We start from the raw sequence: 18,826 nt of genomic DNA on the forward strand, positions 1-18,826 counted from the left end.
CCGGAGGCCGCACGCGGAGCGCAGCCCGAAGGGCGAGCACCGAACGGGTGAGGATTTCAGGGCGCAGCCCGGCCCTTGACCGGAGAAGCCCGGCCGGAGGGCACCATGACGACGAATAAAGGCGCGAGGTAGTGGTGGGGTGCGGCCCCGCGCGTAGCGGATTCAGCGCACCAGCGCCGGCACACCACGGATCAGATCCACAGCCTGAACTTTCGCGCGCGAAAGTTCCTCGGTGCGGCCTTCAGGCCGGGCAAGCGGAGCGCGCAGCGCCGGCACGGCGCGGAGGCGTCAGGGATTGACGCCCGAAGGGGCGAGACGCCGCAGGCGGCTCGATGCGCAGCACGAAAGCCCGGCCCCGCAGGGGAGACGCCCAGGGGTCACGCTTGCGCCTCGATCTGCCCATGCACAGCAGCACGCAACGACTCCAGCGCATCCAGGAACCGCTCGGCCGCAACGTCAGCCGCCCACGGCTCCCACGGCCGACAACCGTAGATTTCAGCCAGCGGATCGACATCAAGCACCGGATGCACGATGCCCAGGACATCACGCACTTCATGAGCTGCCCAGCCAATGCAATGCACAGCCTCGGAAGCGGCCGCCACCGAGTCGGCCCGCTTGTGGACGGCGTGCGCTGCCGGCGACCAAGCGCGCAGCTCGTACCGTTCCGAAACCGCAGCCATCAGGCGAGACGAAACAGCACGGAAGGAAAGGCCCAGCACGTCCTTCAACGGAGAAATGCAATCGAACCCAAGGAAACCTTCCTCGGCGTCGTGTAGAAGCTCCAGGAGCGCGTCAGAGGCCGGCAAAGGGGTGTCGCTCCACAGCCGGCGCAAAGCGAGCACCAGGAGCGAATGCTGGGCCACAGAGAGGGGCAGGGGCCATGATGATTCCCCACCCCAGCGGTACGTCCTCGCCAAACGCAAGGCAAGGTCACTGTCGAGCCACGCGCCGGGATCGGGATTGATGAGGTCGAGGCGACGGCCAGAAGGAAGCCGAACCCACGCGCGCGCCTTTGCCTGCGTCATCGGCCGCCTCGCAAGATCATGAAGCCGCCCGAATAGGCGATCTGGAAGCGGTTGAGCACGTCCATCCCCAGCAGCGGAGCGGAAAGGCGCTCCAGGACGGCGATAGCCGCACCCTCAACGGCGAAGGGGCCGACGATCACCGTGTTGGCCGCAGTGATGCCACCACGTTCACGGCCTGCGGCCGTGTCAAAGGATGTTGCGCGGCCAGCGCGGATGCCAGCATTGCGGGCGAGCTTGACCGGCAGCGTCGTGAAGCGCGCTCCGGTGTCCACCATGAAGACCACGGGAAAGCCGTTGACGGCCCCGGCGATGTAGTAGTGGCCGTCCGCAGCGCGCGGGATGGAGTAGTCCCCATTGCCCAGGCGCTGCGCCGGCTTGACCATCACGGGAGAGGCCGCCGCAACGTCTAGCTGGTCGCCGGGGTAGCTCTGGCCGTCATAGACGATGTATTCGCGCTGCTGCGCGTGCGATGTTCCAATGGCAAGGCAGGCCATCAGTGCCACAAGGGCGCGAGTAGCGTTCATTGCCAACTCCAGCGATAGAAGCCAGTCAAGTGCGCGAAAATAGCGGCGTTCGCGGCACTGGCCAGCCAGGTGAAAAACAGAAAGGAAGCCTTCCGCGACTTGTGGCGGAAGGCATGTTGACCAATCAAGGCACCGGGCCAGCCGCATAGCAGCGCGATCCAGTGCAAAGACTTTTCAGACCAGCGCCAACGGTCAGCGACGGCCGCTGATTTGTCGAGGCCGTAGGCCAGAAAGGCCAAGTTGCTCATGAGCGCATAGGCCCAAGCGTAGTGAGGCCGGATACGCCCGGCGATGCTGGCGACAATTACGCCCCCAAGGAACACCGTGCCCAGCGCAAAAGCGGCCCAGCGATGGGCGATCCAAAAGCGATCCGCCAGTGACAGGCCCGGCGCGTTCATTTCGCCAAAGCAGGATCAGCGGAGAGGCCCAGGGCCACAATCAAGCCGGCAGCCTCCTGCAAGCCCGCAAGGGACGACTGGATGAGTCGCGCCGGCACCAGCTCGGCATCCTCGGCCGTGGCTAGCACGGAGCACTTCTGTTCCGTGCTGCCTTCCTTGCGCGTCAGGTTGACGACATTGCGCTGACGGTAGCGCCACGTCTCGCAGCGCGACAGGCATTTGCCGTCCGGGTCGCCGGCCGTGGCCGCGTTCACCGAGTCCTGCGCGCCGGTTGCATTCCCGACATTGGATGCAATCGTGCCGATCAGCATGGCCAGCGGGTTCAGCGACAGCATCACGGAGCCGCCCCGGCCGCTTTTGGTGGCCAAGGGTGCGGGGTTCTCGGCATAGTCGCCCACGCGAACCTCGGCGGTACGCCGGGTCGCGGGGCGCAGCGCCTGGAAGGCACCATCCAGCTCGTACACCACGTCAGCCTGTTCGCGGGTGTCCACCAGCTCGAAGCCGCTGGAGGCCAGCGAAGCCCGCGCGGCGGCCGTCAGCTTTGGGCTGGCCAGGAATTCGATGAAGACTTTGCGCCCTCGATCAGCAGTCAGGTCGATGCGCCCGGTGATGGCCACCTTGACCTCGGCGGCCGTGGCGGCCGCTACAGCAGCCGGAGCATCGTCGGGCACCGCTTCAGAACTGGCCAGCGCAGGTAGGGTGCAGCCGGCCGCAGCGGTCAGAAGCAGGTAAAGCGGAAGGTGACGCATGTTTTCCTCCTTGTTGTTCTTGATGTTCAATCGTCTTCTCGGAAATGGGTGGTGGAGAACAGCAGCGCCGATCCGCGTTGCTCGATCTGCACCATCCCCAGGATGTTCATGCCCAGCAATGCAGGGCCGTTCATGGTGGGCATGACGGCAACCTGGACGTTATGGGCACGGAAGGAACCGAAAACCACTTCTGCTACCGTGGCGACGCATCCGAAGACCTCGCCGGCCGCCGTGCTGAACTGGCGAGGTTCGCATGATGTGATGCCCAAGGGTTTGGCCAGCGAGCCAGGAACGGATGTCACGCCCGCGCCGGTATCCACAATGAAGGTGACAGGCTGGCCGTTGATGCTGCCCGGCGTCTCATAGTGCCCGCGCTGATTCTTTGGCACGCTCATGGTGGCCACGCGCGGCGGCTCGCCCGCTCGTTGTGCGGCCGTGGCGGCAGGCTTTTTGCCGAAGTAATCGAAGGCAACAAAGCACAGGAACCCGATCCCGATCCAGACATAGGCGATGCCGGCGAGGCGCGGCCTTGCCATGTAGAAGGCCGCACCGGCCACCATCAGGAGGCACAAGACCGGATGGCTCAACACGAAACCTTTGAGCCATTGGGTCGTCATCAAGAGGGCGTCGTGTGGAGTCGCCCCATGCGCTATTTGCCAGATCGCGCCCGCGACAATCAGAAAGGCGTAGGGCAGCGCATTGGCGATGACGAACTGCAAAAAGGTGATACGGGGTTGGTCTGCGCGAACCTCGCGCGAACCGCGAAACACCTTCGGGTCATAGTAATGATCCTGCATGGTTTTCGCGGCCCGCTCTCGATACCAATCCCGGTCATCTGCGCTCATGGCCAGCTTTCACTTACTGAAGACCACGGCCGGCACTGGCATCACCAGCTCAACCTCTACGCGCCGGTTTGCGCTGCGCCCAGCCTCGGTGTCATTCGAGGCGACAAAGCAGGTCACGCAGTAGGAGACTTTCAGCTTTCGGGGGTCAACGCCACCACGGGCAAACGCGGCGCGCACAGTCGCAGCTCTTGCGATGGCCAAGGCGCGATTGCCGGCCACGGTGCCGGTCGAATCAGTGCGGCCACGGATCAAGACGCGCTCGGCCGTCATGGCCAGTGGCAGCAGCTCGGACAAGCTACGCTTGGCCTCATCGTTCAGATTTGCCACGGAGCTAGAAAACGGGAGCGAGCGCAACGAACTGGAGGCAGTAGCCGCGACTGGCGCGGCCGTGGCCGGGCCGACTGCAACTACCGTCACGGGGCGCACGTCGTCGGTGAGCTGGGCGGAGCCGGCCGGGATGGCATCCGCTTCGGCCGGGATGGCGAGTGTGGCGACAGTATGGGCGTCTAGCTTGGCCAAGACCGAAGGCTGCGGCCGTGCAGCCGCCTTGCCAGTCGCCTCTGGTGCAGCATCGGTGCTGCCCAGCATCGGAGTCTTGGGCGTTGGTGCCGCACACGGATTGCATGGCACAAAGTAGTCGGTGCCGGTTTGTGGATCGCGCACTTGGGCCAGCCCGGTGAGCACGGGCGCGCCCATCAGGAGCACACGGGGTTGCTCGGGAGGCATCGGCGCGCATCCGGTTACGCCAGCGGCAAGCATGGACGCCCCTAGCGCCCAAGTCACAGGCGCTGGCCAGAACGGCGTGCCAGGATGGAGTGCGCGCCGGCCCTTGCGCGTCAGAGACAGTCGGATGGATGTGCCGGCAGGCTTGCGCGACAGATAGCCGCGGTCGATAAGGTGGCGGGTTTCACCCAGGTACTCGCGCATCACGGCCAGATCGACAGCACCGCACAATGGGCGGCCCGCCGCGCGTTCCGAAAGCACCCGAATGCCCCGCACTTCGCCACGGTCGAGCGCACGCAGCAGCGCAAGCGCGGTTCCGTTCAAGTCGGGATGTTTGCTCATGGTTCAGTCCTTCACCAAGTCCTTGAACGTGGCCCCAGGCGTGAACTTCGGCTTGTGGGTCGAGGGAATCTTGATCGGCGCGCCGGTCTTCGGGTTGCGCCCGGTGCGCGCCGCGACGGCTGCTTTCTCGAAAGTGCCAAAGCCGGTGAGCTTCACCGCGCCGCCCTTGGCCACCTCGTTTTGTACGATGGTGATGAGGCTATCGAGAAAGCGCGTGGTGGCCGCCTTGGATGCTTCGGTGTCTTCAGCAATGGCGTCGATCAGGTCTTGTCGGTTCATGGAAATCTCCGTGTGTCAGTTGAGAATATGACCCAGCACCTTGCCGCAACGGGCGCAGCGCCGTTCATGTACTTGGGTTCCGTCCCAGCTCGAATAGATGGGCGTGGACAGCGGCGAATGGATGCCAAACAGGCAAAGCAGGGCGTTCCACACCTTCACGGTGCGGCCCACATCACGCGGGTGAGCTGAAGCAGCGACTCCCCGGTAAGTCCGTCCAGATACTCGGTGGCCACCAGCCGGCGTGTATCTGGAAATTCCTGCACGCGGTCATCGAGGGCAGCCCACTGGGTGACGCCGTACTCGCGGACAACGCAAAGGATCTCGTCCAGCCTGGTGCAATCAGGCAAAACGGGCGTGCAGCCGATAACGCGCTCGCGCAGCTCGATGGAGAAGAAGTTGCGCAGCTCATCCAGCGTGTGCGTCTCGCGCCAGTTGGACGAAATCACCACATCAACATCGGGATGCGTTCGCAGCCATGTTTCCAGCAGGGGCAGGTAAATCAGCGTGCCAGACTGGCCAGGGTGTAGAACCCCGTCGATGTCCAGCATCAGGACGGGGCCACGGGGAGCACGCTGAAGCGCCCATCGTGTTGCGCGTTGAGTCGCCGGCAGACTTTCGCGCGCGAAAGTCGGGGCGACGGTCGGGCGAATGCCGACGAAGCGGAGTAGGGCGCTCATCATCGGCCGTGCTCCGGCAGCGCCGGCAGCGCCGGCATAGGAGCCTCGCCAGCCACCCACTTCCATGAAGGGAGCTTGCTTTCCGCAATCAATTCATCGACGGCGGCCGCATAGTCTTCACTGGCCCCAGGCGGAACCACGTACATGGCGGTCGGCTCCGGCTCGGTATCCGAAGCCACCGCGCAGGCCAGTGGCCGCGTGGAAGGCAGGTTGTACCGCATCCCTTTCATGAAGCGCCGGTTCTGCTGCGTCAGAGCATCGAGCGCCATCTTCTCGAAGGTGCTTTCAAACGGAATCCAGTTCTCGGTCACGCACATCAGCGCGACTTCCTCCAGCGAGGCCACGCCGGTAGCGCCGATGCTGAAAGTGCCGATCATCATCAGGTGGGTGCCCTCCAAGGCATCCCACAGGCCCAGCTCCACCTCGAATCTCTTGAGCAGCCTCTTGTAGATGTCGTCGTTCATCATGAAGTGGCAATCGGGCAGGTGCTTGAGGACGATCTTGTGCCCGTAGCGCGACTGAGCCAGTTCCTTCACCTCCCCCACCACCAGCATCAAGCGCCGGGTGCCCTTCTCGGGCGTGGCGATTCGCATCATCTGCGCGAGTCGCCGCTGGGTGATTTCGTTCTTCTTCTCGGCGTTGAACGATTCGGGCATGTAGAGCATTCCGGCCAAGCTCGCGCCTTTTGCAGTCTTGTCCTCGGCTGCTTGCAGCAGATACTTGCGGATCACGTACCAACTGCGCTTGCCGGCCATCGTCGGTGCCCATCGGTTGAAGCCCGCTTCTTCCCACAGGTAATGCAGGGTGCCGCGCAGGGTCAGTTTGTTGCCATCGGTCTTGACGCTATCCGTCTCCTTTCCGCTCGGTGCCGGCGCGGATCGGCTGGCCCCCTTGGACAGCGCGAAGTCGAACTTCAGCGCCGTGGTGCCTTCGTCGGGGTTCTCCTGGATCGCGGAGCCAATGACTTGGCCAAGCCCGGACAGCTCGGGCGGCGGCTCGTAGGAATCGCAGGCCGGGGCGTGGCCGCTACCAGAATTGGGCATCCGTTTGATGAGGTACTTGTCATCGACCTTGGCCACGTACATTTCAATGCCAGGGGTACGGCACAGGCACAGCGGCCGCTCCCGCGAGCTGTAGATATTGGCCAGCAGCTCGGACAAGGCTGGGTCGTCTGAATGAATGGATTGCCCGCCAATCTGGTAGATCGCCATGTTTTTCTCCCTTGCTTACCGGCCCATGTCCCGGCCCACGTCCCGCGCGTTCTCCCGCGCAGGCTCTTTGCCCTGCTCGTACACCTGACTCTTTTCGTTGCCGTGCTGGATCGTCACTTTCTCGCCTACCCGGACATCCCGATCCAGCCCTTCCTTCTCGTAGCGCACAGCCACCATGTCGGACATCTTCACCAGGGCGTGATGCGATGAGGTGGCCACCACTTCGCCCTTCACGTCCTGCTTGAGTTCTTGCGCATCCCGCACCACCAAGCCCCGATGACTGGCGGCCATGTCGATCACGCGCCGCGATTCATCCACGGTGACACTTCCCTCCGGGACGCGGCCCCGATGAAGCTGCTCGGACAGCTCGGCACGCGCATTGAAGTAGCTGGTTTCCCGCTGGTCTTGACTGGTCTGAGGTGTCCAGCTCTGCTTGATGTCGTGAAGCTGCTTGTAGGCCCCGTCCAGCTCCGGGTGGCGCTCCAGCGCCTCCCGCTTGGTGAGCTGGTCGAATGCCTGGGCGCGCTGATAGGCCGGGGTCTGCTCGAAATGGGCCAAGTCGTTTCGAGCCGCTTCGAGCTTGGCCGCCAGCTCGTCACGGTCGGCCAGCACCGGCCGCGCGGTGCGCTCCTGTTCCGGCCGCAAGGCATCAGCGTAGGCCCGCTTCAGGGCCTCGTCGTTGCCCCCGATGTACTTGCCATACTCCCGCACACCCTCCTTCTCGGTGTACGTGGTCTGCCCCGGCGTCGAGGCCGACTCCCGGCCATTGGGAAGGCGCTCGGTGCGGATCACATAGGGCTGGTCTTCAGCCTTGGCATCCCGGAAGGCCCTGGCGGCTTCATTGACGTTGCTGTAGTCCTTCGCATCGTTCTTGGCCACGGTGCCCACGGTGTAGGTCACGTTGTCGCGCACACCTTCCCGCTGCTTGGCCAGCGTATTGATGTCGTCCAGGGCGGACACGTAATCGCGCCGCTCGGCGTGCGTCCAGGCGCGCCCGCGCTCCTGCTCCAACACATCAACCGCTGCTGCTCGCCGTTTCCACTCTCCGCGCTCTTGGCTGTTCTCGTAGATTTGCCGTTGGTTGGCGTCATAGACGCGCACCGAGTCGGTGAGCTTGTCGCGCTCCAAGGCGCGCACGGACTCCACCATGCCGTTGTAGGCGTTGTCGTGCTGTTCCTTGTTGACGAACCGCCCGGTGCCGCGCTCGGCCACCTGTTCCTCGAAGCGCAGCCGTGCGCGGGTCACTGAGGTTTCCGGGTTGACGGCCAACACTCTGGCCTCCACCTCGTAACCCTGTTCCTTCAGGCGAGTGGTCAAGTCCCGGATGTTCTCCGGGCTGCGCATCGTGCCGTCCACCACCAGATTGCGGCGGTTCTCCACGGCGGCCAGCGTGAGGCGGGTAGCCCATTCGCCGGCCTCTTTCTGCGTTCGGTCGGCGGCGTGCTGGGGGTCTTCGCGCGAAAGCTGCTTGTAGCGCGGGTTTTCCTCGCGCATCCGGTCGGCGTCGATCACCACAGCGCCACCGTTGGCGCGCAGCTCGCGGATCGCCTCGGCCGCCAGCGCCGATTTACCCGATCCCGGTTGGCCACCCAACAGGATCGCCTTCGGATTCTCCTGCGCCGTCGTTCTTGCCAGTGCATCGCGCTCTACGTCTTTGTAGGCGCTCTCCATTGCGTACTTGGAAACCTCCCCAGCCATTTGTCTGCCCTCCTGCCTTATTGGTAAAGGTCGCGGGCCTGCTGGCCGTACTGAGTGATGACGCGCTCGATGGCCTCGTCAGCATTCGGATCGAGGTCTTCGCGGATCGTGCGCAGCTCGTCCTTCGCTTTCTGAGCGGCCGCAATCACGGCCTCGTCAGGGGTAGCTTTTTCGCGCTCGGCGGCAATGGCTTCGGAGTGGTGGGCGATGATGGCCCCCAGGACATCCAGCGCCACCTCGTAGCGGACGCCGGCACGGCTGAAAAGTTGATTGGTCATGGTCTGGATTCCTCACTGATTACCGGATTGGTTCTTGGCTTGGTTTGCATGGAGCGGCCACAGGGCCGCGTGCAGCAGGCGGTAGGTGATGCGGTCGCGCTTCAGCAGGCGCGCATACACGTCGTTGGCCGTCAGCCCAAGGCTGCGGGTGGCGTACAACCCCCAAGCCAGATAGACGGCCAGCAGCACGGCAGCAGCCGGGACAAAAGCCAGAAACCACACCCCAGCTATGACAAGCCCCACCACAAGCAAGCGGCCCCCTACGGTCGCCCACTTGGAGCCGAACATTTCGAGCTGGGCCTTACGGTTCAGGTCGTGCTCGGCATGAGCGCGCTTCCAGACATCGGCCCACAGCTCTCCGGGGGAACGGCTGAAGACGGCATCCAGGTAGGCACGAAACTCGCGCATCAACAGGTAGGACGCGGCAAAGCACATCCCCACAAAAACCAGCAGCTCAAGCGTTTCTCGATTCATGTTCTTCTCCTTTGGTCTTTCGCGCGCGAAAGTCAGCGCGGCGTCGGCACGCGCTCGCGCTCCATCTGCATGTCCTTGCCGCCACGATCCCGCGCCGGCTCCTTGCCCTGCTCATAGACTTGGCTGCGCGCCTTGTCGTACTGGATCGTCACGCGGTCGCCCACGGCAAGGTCACGATCCAGATTGGCGCGTTCGTAGCGCACGGCGATCATGTCGCCCACTTGGAGCATCGCGTGGTGCGACGAAACCGCCACCACTTCGCCCTTGAATTGCCCGCCAAGCCGTTCGGCATCCCGCACCATCAGGCCGCGATAGGCTGCGGCGTGGTCGATGACTCGCTTGGACTCGTCCAGCGTCACGCCATCGCCCACCAGCCGGCCGCTGTGCAGCTCTTTGGAAATTTCTGCCCGCAGGTAAGCGGCGTCCTGCCCGGCCCGGTGGGCGTCGTGCAGCATCTTGTAGGCACCATCCAGCTCGGGATGCTTGGCCAGAGCTTCGCGCGTGGCCAGCTTGTCGAAGGCCACCGCCCGCTCCACGGTCGTGATTTCGTAGAAAACCTCGCGCGCCGGCTCCAAGTTGCCGCGCGCGGATTCCTTGGCGGCCTCGTTCCACGTCTGCTTATCGACCTTGGAGTAATCGAGCTGGTAGCCCGCATCCTTGGCGAGTTGCCCGATGAATTCGCGCGTCGTGCGGCCGTTCCCTTCGCGGAAGGGGTGCATTTCGTTCACGCCGGCATAGACCTCGGCCATCTTCCCGCTGAACTGCTCCTTGTCCATCCCGCGCAGATAGTTGGCTTCCTTGATCGCGGATTGGATTTCCTGCGCCTTCTGCGGGATGTCTTCCTTGAAGGTGAACAGGGTTCGGTCGCCCGCAGGCCCCTTTGCAATATCCACCTTGCGCACTTCGCCGGCCCACTCGTAGACATCCCGAAAAACCTGCTTGTGGATCGCCTGAAGGTGGGCCAAGTCGTATTCGCCCCGTACCGGGTTTTCGCGCAGCTCCTGGATGCGAACGGCCGTTGCGCCGCGCTCGAAGCGTTGAAGCGCCGCGAGGTCGCGGATGTCGGCCTTGTTCTTGAGAACGTGCGTGCCGGGGTAGGTGTAGTCCTCTTGCTCGCTCATTGGCTGGCCCCGCGTGCGCGCTCCAGGTACTTGGCTACCGCCTCGTCAGGGGTCAGGGTGCCGGCGATGACGGCCTCCTGAATGGCGAGGTCGGCGGCGTCCACCGGCATCCCCTCCAGGGACAGGGAAGCATTGGCTTGAACAAACTGCGCACGGCGCACGTCGGCCGGATGGGGCGCAGCCACGGGGCCGGTATCGAGTTCATAAGGGTTCTTGTCTTCCATGTTCGCCTCCAGTCAGCCCAAGCCGGGCACAGCAATGCCAAACACCCGCACGGCAACAAACACCACTGCCGCCAGCCCCGCCACGATCAGCACGCCGCGCAGCACGCGCGCGAGCAACAAGCCAACGACAATGCCGATTAACAGCGGGGTAGGGGTTTCAGCGAAGATGCGTTGCAGTGCGGCCCAGGCCCCGCCCACGTAGGGAGAAACCATTTGCCATATCTGCGTCAGCAGCGCATCCATCGGTAAGTTGTCCATGCGGGTGTCCAGTGCCAGTATTCAGATGCCGTTTGTTTGCTTTCACGGTGAAAGCAAGTTTATCAAAAAAATCCTACTGGCACTAGGCGTTTAGCGCGATAACGTCAATAGGAAGGGGAGGGCGATCACGCCACCAAGCTCTCGCGCACCGGCCGCAGCGCGGCGGATGTCTGGCTGATGATCTGGTGGATTTCGCCCAGGTAGCTATCCACCCGGTTCTTCATGCTGGCCCAGGTATGTTTGGTCTGAACCAACGCATCGAGCGTTTCAGCGTCGAACCGCCCCGCCTGGATGCAGTTGTGGATGGTCAGCAGGCGAATCTCCATGTTGCGCAGCGCATACTCGCAACGATTGATTTGCTGGCCGTCGATGGGGGTATGGCAGTAGCGGACGTTCTCCACGTCGCGCACGAAGCCCTCGAAGTCCTTTTGATGGTCGCTGAGAAGGCCGACAAAGGTTTCCATCAGGCGCAGTTCGCGGTCAGGGGTAGTCATTGGTGGAATCTCCATGTTGTTGGTTAAGGGTTGAGAGAAAAGCATTCGGAACGATGGCCGCATGTGTCGCATTTGCGGCCCCGGCTTTTGCGCGCCTTGGCCCTGCGCTCGGTGAGGTCGATGTACCGGGCCACCAACTGCTCGCAATAGGCGTCGTCGCGCAGCTCCACGCGCATGGCTCGGCGCTCACGGGTTTTTCGGTTGTTGATGGCCACGAAGCCAAAGGGCGCTGTTTCGAGTCCGTTCAGGCGAAGCAGCCACGCTTGCAAAGAGAGCTGTGCAATGTCCGTCTCATAGACGCGGTGGGCATCGCGGTTCTTGTTTTCGAGGGGAACATGCAGCCCATCAGGAAGCCGATACACCTGATCGGGCCGGCCCACGACGGGGAACGGTGCATTGATGAACAGGTTGCGCTCCACTTGAGCCACCTTGCCGGCCGCAAGCTCGGGAGGGAGCCAGTTCTGAGTGAACCCTCGCCAGACCATGAATGTCCAGCCGGCCAGCACCAGGGCCAGGGCGAATAGGATGTAGCTGGCCAAGTTGCTCATCGCGGCATCCCCAGCAAGCGAAGCAGGGCGTTCAGCCCAGCGCGCACAGCCGTGGCCGCGCACCGGCTCCTGCACAGCAGAGGCACCAAGCCAGGTGAGACGACGTAGTAGGCTCGGACGAACAAGCGCCCTACCATTGCCGGCATCAGCACCCGGTCACGCCAAGCGCGGAGGAAATTTGTCTCGGCGGCGTCAGGCCCGTAGATCGCGGTGGCAATGAAACAGCGCCGGTCAATCGCCGCGCGCGTCTGCCCTTCGACCTGAAACCGTAGGTGCTCGAAGGTGCCGGCAGCGGCCTTCGCCCGAACCTCCAGCGGCCGGGCATCCCCGCGCTCACGGTCGAAAACCACCTTTTGCTCGCAGTAAACCGTGCCTACGATGTCGGTGATGGTGTGGTACTTTTTCGCCCGCCTCATCACCCCTCCTGCTTTCGCGCGCGAAAGCCGGGCTTGGCCAGCATCCAGCGATAAATGCCCAGCAGGCTTGTGGCAGTGAAAGCCACCTGCATGAAGATAAGGCCCGGCGCGTCGGTCATGACGCCGAAGCCGATCCAGCAGACATTCGAGGCTAGGAAAGACACGAACCCCCAGCCCGACAAACGGTTGTTGAGGGCCAGCAGCAAGGCCCCCAGCACCCCAAACGCGCAGCCGATCCATTGCAGGTAGAAGGCATCCATGCGCACTCACCTCACAGAAGGGCCTTTCGCCCGGTTTCCACGGCCCGCATCCGCATGGCCAAGGTTGGGTAAGCATTGGCGAACGAGAACCAGCGAACCCAGGATTTCGAGGGGTACAACACGGCCAGCTCGCGCAGCGCCGTCAACATCGCTTCGCGCCCTACGGACTGCGCAGCGCCGGCATCCGCCCGGTACTCGCAATACCGGCGAATCCCCAGGAACAGGAGGAAGGCGGCAAAGAAAAAGTTGTTGTTGTCCAGGAGGTGGCTGCTCACAGCAAAGCAGCAGGCATAGGTGAACGTGGCGAAGATATGGCGCTCATGAACATGTGCGTTTTCATGGGCGATCACGCCCCGCATACCCTCGTCGCTCATGCTGGCCAGCAGGCCGGTTGTCACGTAGATGCGCGAATGACTCGGCAGCAGCCCCACGGTGTTGGCTTCCTTGTCGGCATGGTCATACAGGAAGACGGGGCGACTATCAGGGACGGTTGCCACTATCCTTGCCAAACGCTCTTGAAGCACAGCATCCCGCGACGGTCGCGGAGCAAGGAAGCGCGCCGATAATGGCGCGCTGGCATAAAAGCCGAACAGGAATATCAGGCTACCGAGAGCCTGAGTCATTGGCTTGGCGGCCGGATTCGTGGATAACCTGCCAGTTACCCACAAAATGCCGCCAGCAACCTCCATGATGAAGACGATCAGAATGATCCGTCTGAACCAGTGAGACGGGATCATTGCAAATTGCAGTCGTCACAGATTAAGGCTGTGGGGATCGAGCGATACGGCGTTTGATCGGTGCCAGCGCGCCAGTCATTTCTCATGCTGAGAGGCTGTTGCGAAGCACATCCGCCCAAGGTGGCCGTGGTAATGAGAATCAGGAGTAGTTTTTTCATCGGTTGCCCTTTCAGGGGAAAGTTGGTTGTTGATTTCTTCCAGCAGCTCCCGGCACACTGAATGCACCCGCTGACGCGAGACGCCGACGTGGCGCGCGACGGTTGCCTGCCGGTAGCCTTTGAGGAACACTTCTTCAGCGATGCGGTAAGATTCGGACGAAAGACCCAGCCGCCGCGCTGCTTTCACGAAGACAGCACGCGACACATGGCCACACGCTGCGGAAACAGTCTTGAATATCTGGCTCATCCCCTTGCACCGTAAGGGTTTTGAGCGTATTTTGTCAATAGACAAGATGCGCAAATTCTATCCAAATTGGAAGGAGAGTTGTAATGAAAAAGATGCTTTACGTTGCTTTCATCGTGGCAGCACTTGCCGGCATGACGAACGCCAGCGCCCAAGCGGCCGCCGCGAAGCGTGGCGGTGTCTGCATCGGCCCCTTCCGTGGTGGCGACTCGGTGTTGCAGTGCGAACACATCGGCAAGGTGACGATCAAGCAGATTTACGAAAAGGGCTTCCGTGTCGTGCATATGCAAGATGACAAAAACACGGCCACCTACGTGATGCTGGTTATTGAGGAACAATAATGATGCGACTGAAAAAAATGCTGTTCTCTCGAAGGCGCTGGATGCTCTGGCTTCCATTGCCGGCCGCTGCCGCACTTTCGGCATCCGGTGGTAATTTCCTTGCCGACTACATTCCAATGCTCGGCGGCGGATTGATTTTCTGGATTCCATTCTGGCTTGCATGGTGGTTAAGCGATGGATTCAAGGGAATGTCGAAATGGCCCGGCACTGGCGCGCCAAATAGCGCAGCAGGCGTTAATCCATTTACCGGCAAGTCTTGTGTTGTTCATCATTTACCCTGGGGCGATAACTACACGGGCGGCAATTCTTGAAAGGGGGCAAAGCCCCCTTTCCCTTTACTTGCTGCCGTTGTTGATCTGAACCGAGGCGGCCGTTTCCCGCTTCATGTTGTCGTTCAGCTTTTCGCCGTCTGCCGTACCGTCGCCGCCAGTCAGCTTGTCCCAAGCCTTCTGAACGGTGTCCTTGCCGTCGCGGATCATGTTGTCCTCGTTGACGGCTGCGGGATTGGCCCGCCCAGCGCCTACAGCCTTGTCCGGGCTGGCCCAGGCATTCACGTTCTCGTCCAAGGCCCCAGCACGCGCCGGGATGCTGCCCTTGTTCTTCGGGTCGAGCTGGCCCTGTACGTCCCCTCTGGATTCCGCAATGATCGGAGGCGCAGAGGTATCGACCTTGAGCGGAGCGGTTCCGCCGTAGCCGGTCTGTGCCACCTTCTTCTTGTGGACGCCCTGGATGTCCTGCGGGATGCCGGCGCGATCCTTGGCGGATTGCTTCTCCAGCTCGCCCTTCGTGGTCGGCAGTTTTTCGCCTGCGAAAGTCTGCTGCGGCATGGTGGTAGCTTGTTGAACCATGCCCTTCTCGCTCACGTAGTCCTGCACCATGTCCATGATCCGGTCTTCGGATTGGTTGGCGAAACGCATGGCGGTCATGCCATTGCGCGCGGCCACCTTCTCGAACAGATACGGATCGGCCATCAGATCCTTGTGAGTCGTGAAGCTGTTGCTGTCGCTACGGTTGGCGCGGTCGCCAGTACCGAACTCACGGCGGTCAGAGACATCACGCACGCGGGAAACTTCATCCACGTTTGTGAGGGCTGCATCGCGGCCGTGGCGGTCGTTTTGGGCCGATTGGTTGCCCGTCCCGGCCTGCTCGGTTCGTGAGCCGCGTTCAGCAAACGTGCGCTCGGTGCGCGCGGCTTCCTGGTTGCCATGAACCGTATCCACGCCCCGATCCCGGCCGTGCTCGGCCGTGTAGGTCTTCGCGCCGTTGTACCCCAGGCCCGCGTTGATGAGGCCGCCCGAAGGCTGGGCACCACCCTTGCCGCCCCGGTAGTTCTTCAGAGCTTGGTCGATCTGTTGCTGGTTCGCGCCGCCCTGCTTCATGGCGTCGGCAATGCGCTTTTCCTCGCGCGGATCAGGCGCACCGCCTGCACCGCCAGCACCAGGCGCACCGCCGCCGTTGGGGTTCCCACGGCCAACACCCAAATTCATGTGGAGCTGGTCATTGGCACCGGCCGCCGTGCGGAAGTGCGAACCCTCACGGAAGTTGCGATCCAAGTTCTGGCCGGTTGAGTGCTGGCCACCATACCCACCCTCGCTCCCGCGAGCCGCCACCACACCCGTATTCTGATATTGACCACGGGTTGTATCGTGCCCCTTCACGTCCGTGAGGCTGGAGCTGTCGCCGTGCCGGCGCGCCAGTTGATCCCCGGTCGATGTGATGTCGGTACGATGCGCTTCCTGGTTGCGGCCGGCTTCCAGTCGGTGATCCATGTTCATCTGCGTCAGCATCCGGTTTTGGAGCTGTTGCAAGGCAACCGCGCCGTTCGCGGCCATCGTGGCCGTCGAGCCATTGCCCCGACCGATGGTTGCCCCGCCGCCTTGCAGGCCGATGTTGCTGTCGTACTTGTTCATCGAGGTCGTGTTGACCGATGCGGTATCAAGTCCAGCTTGGCCCATGCTGACATTGCCGCTGGCATTGCTTGCGCCCACCGCCGCCCCGGCAGAGGCAAAGCCGGTCATCATCCGGTCGGCAACACCCATGAAACCGCCCTGCCCCAGCTTGATGATGGCCCCGGCGATGAATGGCACCAGGACAACCATGTAGCCGATGGCCGCCTGCTCGTTGGTCAGCGTGGCGTCGAAAGCATCGGTGAGCTGGAACGGCACACCGGCCGCCAGCTCCAGCGCGCGCGCCTTGTAGCGCAAGTGCATGAGCGACAGGTGGTTGATGACGGCAAACAAGATTGGCCACAGGCCGATCCAGGCCAGCGACATCATGTAGCCCGCAATGATCTTCTTTGCCCCCTCGGTCGAGCTGACAACCATCAGCACCACAACAACCGGGAACAGACCGTAGATGATTGCCTCGATCCAGTTGCGCATGTGGGGCAGCGTCTCTTGCGCCAGCAGGCTCAAGGTGCTGTTGGAGCCGTCCGCTTGCCGCGCCGCTTGGGCAGCGCCGGCCAGGGCATTAACCTCGGCCACCCGCGCAGGATCGTTCAGCAGCGCCGGCAGCTCGGTGCCGGCCTCCTTCCAGATGTTGTTGAACATCGCCTGCTTCATCGCGTCTGAGGCGTTGCTGGAGTTGTTCAGAATCCAGTCGTAGGACGTGCCCACCGTCGAAACGAACATGCTGGTAGCGATAGCATCACTGCTTGCCCGCGTGAAAGCCTGCTTGCCGTAGAAGGCTTGGCCAGCCGTTACCGCGTCGTTGACCTTCTCCTTCAGGATGGCCGCAACATTGGTGCAGGTATCGGTGGTAGGCGCATTCGTCAGGGTGTTGTAGGTGACGAAGCGGGCTGGACTCGTGTTGTTGAAAATCACGTTCCAGGTATCGGTGCCGCCCACAATCTGCTGCGGGGTGATTTCACCGTCTTTCACGTCGTACAGCGTGCATTCCTTGATGAACTGCATCAGGTCGGAGCGCAAGCTGGGGTCGCGGATCGTCGCGTTATTGACTTGTTTCAGGATGCGGTGCCCGAAGCCCACATCCCCTTTTTGCAGGCCCAGGTCTTCAGGGACACCGAAGACCGTTTCATAGGTGTTGGTCAGCGCGCCGAACACCAGATTGGTCGTCTGCGCAGTGACGGCCAGGGCAAAGGGCACGTTATCAACCACGCGCGGCGGCTCCAGCCCTGTCTTGTCTGTCAAGGCAACGCGCGCGATCGGCAGATTGAGCACGGTCACAAAGGCCAGGGCGTGGATAAACCACTTCGCCATTTCGAGCTGCTTGTTCATGTAGCCGAACATGCCGATTGCGATGGCGAACAGGAAAACCAGCTTCAGCAAGCCAGCGAAGCCAGCGCCGGCCATCATCGAGGCCACGGCGTTGAAGACGTAGTAGAGCGTTTCTACGTTCCAGTAGGTTTGAATTTCGATGTCCACGGCATCCCCCCTTAGCGCAGGCTCTTGCCGAAGGCGAGCGAGTTACGCAGCGTCTGCGACAGGTTGGCATTCAGCGCACGCTCCATGTACTGCACCTCCTGGGCGATGTTGTAGGTGCTGATGGTCTGCGAGTAGGCAGTGGCCAGCACCTGCTTTGCCGCGCGCGAAATTTCCTCCAGCTCGGGCTTCATCTTGCCCAGCTCGGCGGCCTGGGTGGCATCGGCTGCGGCAGAGAACTTCGCCATCGCGCCGCGCAGGTCGGTGACGGCACGCTGGATGTAAACCTCGGCGTATTTGGCGGCGATCAGCTCCTGGTAGCGGCCAATCAGCGCGTCGGCCATCGAGGTGTTGTTGAGGGTTGTCGTCACGGCCAGCATCTTGTAGATGGGCAGATCGGTTGCGTTCAGGAAGCCGATGGTGGCCGCCATGTCGTCGTGAGCTGAACGGTTGGCGATCTTGTCGGAGATTTTTTCCATCTTCTCCCGCACCATCGTCTTGAAGCTCTTGGTGGTCACTTCATCCTCGGTCGGACTCAAGCAGCCGTCCGCGCTGGTGGTGTCGCAACGCCAGATCGGCACCGTGATGGTGTCGGAGGTGGTACGCGCACCCACCAGGGCCTCCACCGTGATTTCCTTGCGCAGCAGCGGGATAGGCAGTTGCGGGGTGTCGCCGGTCGGGAAAATCATGCTGCCGATCATCGACATCAGGATCATGCGTTGCTCGTCGGTGACGCCATCGAGCTTCTTGAGCGCCTTCCAAACCACGTTGCCGGTCGGGAGCTGGTCTTTCGCCTCGGGTCGCGCGCTGGCCGCCGAGTTCACCGTCTGGTTGGCCCGGCTTTCGCTGTTCATCACGTTCGTCCAAGCGTCGGTGATGTTCTCGAAAATGTTGGTGTCCACACCGAAGTTCTTAGCCGCGTTTTGCTTGCCGCGCGTCCAGGTGTCGGGCACGGCCGCATTGACGATCCCCTTGGCCGCCTCGCAGGAATCCATGTTGAGACGATTGGCAGCTTGCGCCGTGGCTTGCAGGGCCTGCATCACGTTGTCGCAGGTCGGGCACAGGTTCTGAATGGCCAGCTTGAAGCCGTAGCCCAGGGCATTCGAGCCAATGTTGCGCAGCATGGCCACGAACTGCTCTTTGTTGATGAACGAGAAGCCGCCCGCGAACAGGTCAATGCCGCCGCACCCAGCGTTCCAGCTCGGCGGCGTCACCGTCGCCAGTTGGTAGGTGCGCTTGGGCATCCGCATGAACAGACTGCCCCCGGTGTAGAGGTTCATCGTCTGGCCTTGCAGCACGGCCGGGTTGCTGACGTTGCCTTGAGCATTCACGGAGTCGAAAAGCTCCTGCATGTTCATGGCGTAGGTAGAGGTGGTGAAAGCAAATGCCGTCACCAGCGCCGTTACTTTTTTCAGTAGCATG

General features: G+C 62.4%; 25 protein-coding genes. 2 read left to right on the top strand and 23 right to left on the bottom strand.

What is annotated here, in order from left to right; all coding sequences use genetic code 11:
- Positions 1 to 377 precede the first annotated feature (377 nt).
- The 21 genes from BEK68_RS01375 to BEK68_RS24620 all read right to left on the bottom strand — a co-directional run bounded on the left by BEK68_RS01375 (position 378) and on the right by BEK68_RS24620 (position 13,686).
- Complete coding sequence (locus BEK68_RS01375; RefSeq protein ID WP_009242119.1) at positions 378 to 1,025, bottom strand: phosphohydrolase; 648 nt, start codon at positions 1,023 to 1,025, stop codon at positions 378 to 380.
- The gene (locus tag BEK68_RS01380; RefSeq protein WP_009242120.1) at positions 1,022 to 1,549 is read right to left on the bottom strand and encodes a retropepsin-like aspartic protease family protein; all 528 of its coding nucleotides are present in this window, start codon (positions 1,547 to 1,549) and stop codon (positions 1,022 to 1,024) included. Before BEK68_RS01380 ends, BEK68_RS01375 begins: the two co-directional genes overlap by 4 nt.
- Complete coding sequence (locus BEK68_RS01385; protein WP_009242121.1) at positions 1,546 to 1,947, bottom strand: DUF1294 domain-containing protein; 402 nt, start codon at positions 1,945 to 1,947, stop codon at positions 1,546 to 1,548. The genes BEK68_RS01380 and BEK68_RS01385 overlap by 4 nt, the downstream gene beginning before the upstream one ends.
- On the bottom strand, positions 1,944 to 2,726 hold the full coding sequence (locus tag BEK68_RS01390; protein ID WP_009277738.1) for a hypothetical protein: 783 nt from the start codon (positions 2,724 to 2,726) through the stop codon (positions 1,944 to 1,946). Before BEK68_RS01390 ends, BEK68_RS01385 begins: the two co-directional genes overlap by 4 nt.
- Positions 2,723 to 3,541, bottom strand: a complete 819-nt coding sequence (locus BEK68_RS01395) for a retropepsin-like aspartic protease family protein (RefSeq protein ID WP_232295879.1) — start codon at positions 3,539 to 3,541, stop codon at positions 2,723 to 2,725. The genes BEK68_RS01390 and BEK68_RS01395 overlap by 4 nt, the downstream gene beginning before the upstream one ends.
- A 9-nt stretch (positions 3,542 to 3,550) precedes the next feature.
- Complete coding sequence (locus BEK68_RS01400; protein WP_009242124.1) at positions 3,551 to 4,606, bottom strand: OmpA family protein; 1,056 nt, start codon at positions 4,604 to 4,606, stop codon at positions 3,551 to 3,553.
- A gap of 3 nt (positions 4,607 to 4,609) precedes the next feature.
- Positions 4,610 to 4,885, bottom strand: a complete 276-nt coding sequence (locus BEK68_RS01405) for an HU family DNA-binding protein (RefSeq protein ID WP_009242125.1) — start codon at positions 4,883 to 4,885, stop codon at positions 4,610 to 4,612.
- A 155-nt stretch (positions 4,886 to 5,040) separates the two neighbouring features.
- Positions 5,041 to 5,433, bottom strand: coding sequence for an HAD domain-containing protein (locus BEK68_RS01410; RefSeq protein WP_232295880.1), 393 nt, complete (start codon positions 5,431 to 5,433; stop codon positions 5,041 to 5,043).
- Positions 5,434 to 5,561: 128 nt separating this feature from the next.
- Positions 5,562 to 6,773: a DUF1173 domain-containing protein gene (locus tag BEK68_RS01415; RefSeq protein ID WP_009242127.1), complete on the bottom strand. Its 1,212-nt coding sequence runs from the start codon at positions 6,771 to 6,773 to the stop codon at positions 5,562 to 5,564.
- A gap of 15 nt (positions 6,774 to 6,788) precedes the next feature.
- Complete coding sequence (locus tag BEK68_RS01420; RefSeq protein WP_065851535.1) at positions 6,789 to 8,471, bottom strand: zeta toxin family protein; 1,683 nt, start codon at positions 8,469 to 8,471, stop codon at positions 6,789 to 6,791.
- Between the two features lie 17 nt (positions 8,472 to 8,488).
- On the bottom strand, positions 8,489 to 8,749 hold the full coding sequence (locus BEK68_RS01425) for a hypothetical protein (protein ID WP_009242129.1): 261 nt from the start codon (positions 8,747 to 8,749) through the stop codon (positions 8,489 to 8,491).
- A 12-nt stretch (positions 8,750 to 8,761) separates the two neighbouring features.
- Positions 8,762 to 9,223, bottom strand: coding sequence for a hypothetical protein (locus tag BEK68_RS01430; protein ID WP_009242130.1), 462 nt, complete (start codon positions 9,221 to 9,223; stop codon positions 8,762 to 8,764).
- Positions 9,224 to 9,255: 32 nt separating this feature from the next.
- Entirely contained in the window at positions 9,256 to 10,344 is a 1,089-nt protein-coding gene (locus BEK68_RS01435) for a Fic/DOC family protein (protein WP_009242131.1), read from the bottom strand.
- The gene (locus BEK68_RS01440) at positions 10,341 to 10,568 is read right to left on the bottom strand and encodes an antitoxin VbhA family protein (protein WP_009242132.1); all 228 of its coding nucleotides are present in this window, start codon (positions 10,566 to 10,568) and stop codon (positions 10,341 to 10,343) included. Before BEK68_RS01440 ends, BEK68_RS01435 begins: the two co-directional genes overlap by 4 nt.
- 12 nt (positions 10,569 to 10,580) lie before the next feature.
- A complete protein-coding gene (locus BEK68_RS01445) occupies positions 10,581 to 10,826 on the bottom strand; it encodes a hypothetical protein (RefSeq protein WP_009242133.1) in 246 nt (81 codons plus the stop codon).
- A 125-nt stretch (positions 10,827 to 10,951) separates the two neighbouring features.
- Positions 10,952 to 11,320 (bottom strand): hypothetical protein, encoded by a 369-nt coding sequence (locus BEK68_RS01450; RefSeq protein ID WP_009242134.1) that lies wholly within the window; start codon positions 11,318 to 11,320, stop codon positions 10,952 to 10,954.
- Positions 11,321 to 11,343: 23 nt separating this feature from the next.
- Positions 11,344 to 11,868 (bottom strand): Dna2/Cas4 domain-containing protein, encoded by a 525-nt coding sequence (locus BEK68_RS01455; RefSeq protein WP_009242135.1) that lies wholly within the window; start codon positions 11,866 to 11,868, stop codon positions 11,344 to 11,346.
- Positions 11,865 to 12,284: a CFI-box-CTERM domain-containing protein gene (locus BEK68_RS01460; protein WP_009242136.1), complete on the bottom strand. Its 420-nt coding sequence runs from the start codon at positions 12,282 to 12,284 to the stop codon at positions 11,865 to 11,867. Before BEK68_RS01460 ends, BEK68_RS01455 begins: the two co-directional genes overlap by 4 nt.
- Complete coding sequence (locus BEK68_RS01465) at positions 12,284 to 12,544, bottom strand: hypothetical protein (protein ID WP_009242137.1); 261 nt, start codon at positions 12,542 to 12,544, stop codon at positions 12,284 to 12,286. Before BEK68_RS01465 ends, BEK68_RS01460 begins: the two co-directional genes overlap by 1 nt.
- A gap of 11 nt (positions 12,545 to 12,555) precedes the next feature.
- Entirely contained in the window at positions 12,556 to 13,281 is a 726-nt protein-coding gene (locus BEK68_RS01470) for a M48 family metallopeptidase (RefSeq protein ID WP_009242138.1), read from the bottom strand.
- Positions 13,282 to 13,356: 75 nt separating this feature from the next.
- Positions 13,357 to 13,686: a TrfB-related DNA-binding protein gene (locus BEK68_RS24620; RefSeq protein ID WP_009277741.1), complete on the bottom strand. Its 330-nt coding sequence runs from the start codon at positions 13,684 to 13,686 to the stop codon at positions 13,357 to 13,359.
- Between the two features lie 83 nt (positions 13,687 to 13,769).
- Here BEK68_RS24620 and BEK68_RS01475 point away from each other — a divergent pair, with 83 nt between their 5' ends.
- Entirely contained in the window at positions 13,770 to 14,024 is a 255-nt protein-coding gene (locus BEK68_RS01475) for a hypothetical protein (RefSeq protein ID WP_009242139.1), read from the top strand.
- Positions 14,024 to 14,335: a hypothetical protein gene (locus BEK68_RS24625; RefSeq protein WP_232295882.1), complete on the top strand. Its 312-nt coding sequence runs from the start codon at positions 14,024 to 14,026 to the stop codon at positions 14,333 to 14,335. Before BEK68_RS01475 ends, BEK68_RS24625 begins: the two co-directional genes overlap by 1 nt.
- Before the next feature lie 24 nt (positions 14,336 to 14,359).
- On the opposite strand, the gene BEK68_RS01480 is transcribed toward BEK68_RS24625, so the two are convergent.
- Positions 14,360 to 17,407 carry a conjugal transfer protein TraG N-terminal domain-containing protein gene (locus BEK68_RS01480; protein ID WP_009277742.1) on the bottom strand — a complete coding sequence of 1,016 codons (3,048 nt, stop codon included), beginning with the start codon at positions 17,405 to 17,407 and terminating at the stop codon, positions 14,360 to 14,362.
- An 11-nt stretch (positions 17,408 to 17,418) separates the two neighbouring features.
- The gene (locus BEK68_RS01485; protein WP_009242099.1) at positions 17,419 to 18,825 is read right to left on the bottom strand and encodes a conjugal transfer protein TraH; all 1,407 of its coding nucleotides are present in this window, start codon (positions 18,823 to 18,825) and stop codon (positions 17,419 to 17,421) included.
- Position 18,826 lies beyond the last annotated feature (1 nt).

Origin of the sequence: Ralstonia pickettii (assembly GCF_001699815.1) — a bacterium.
GTDB classification, from domain to species: Bacteria; Pseudomonadota; Gammaproteobacteria; order Burkholderiales; family Burkholderiaceae; genus Ralstonia; species Ralstonia thomasii.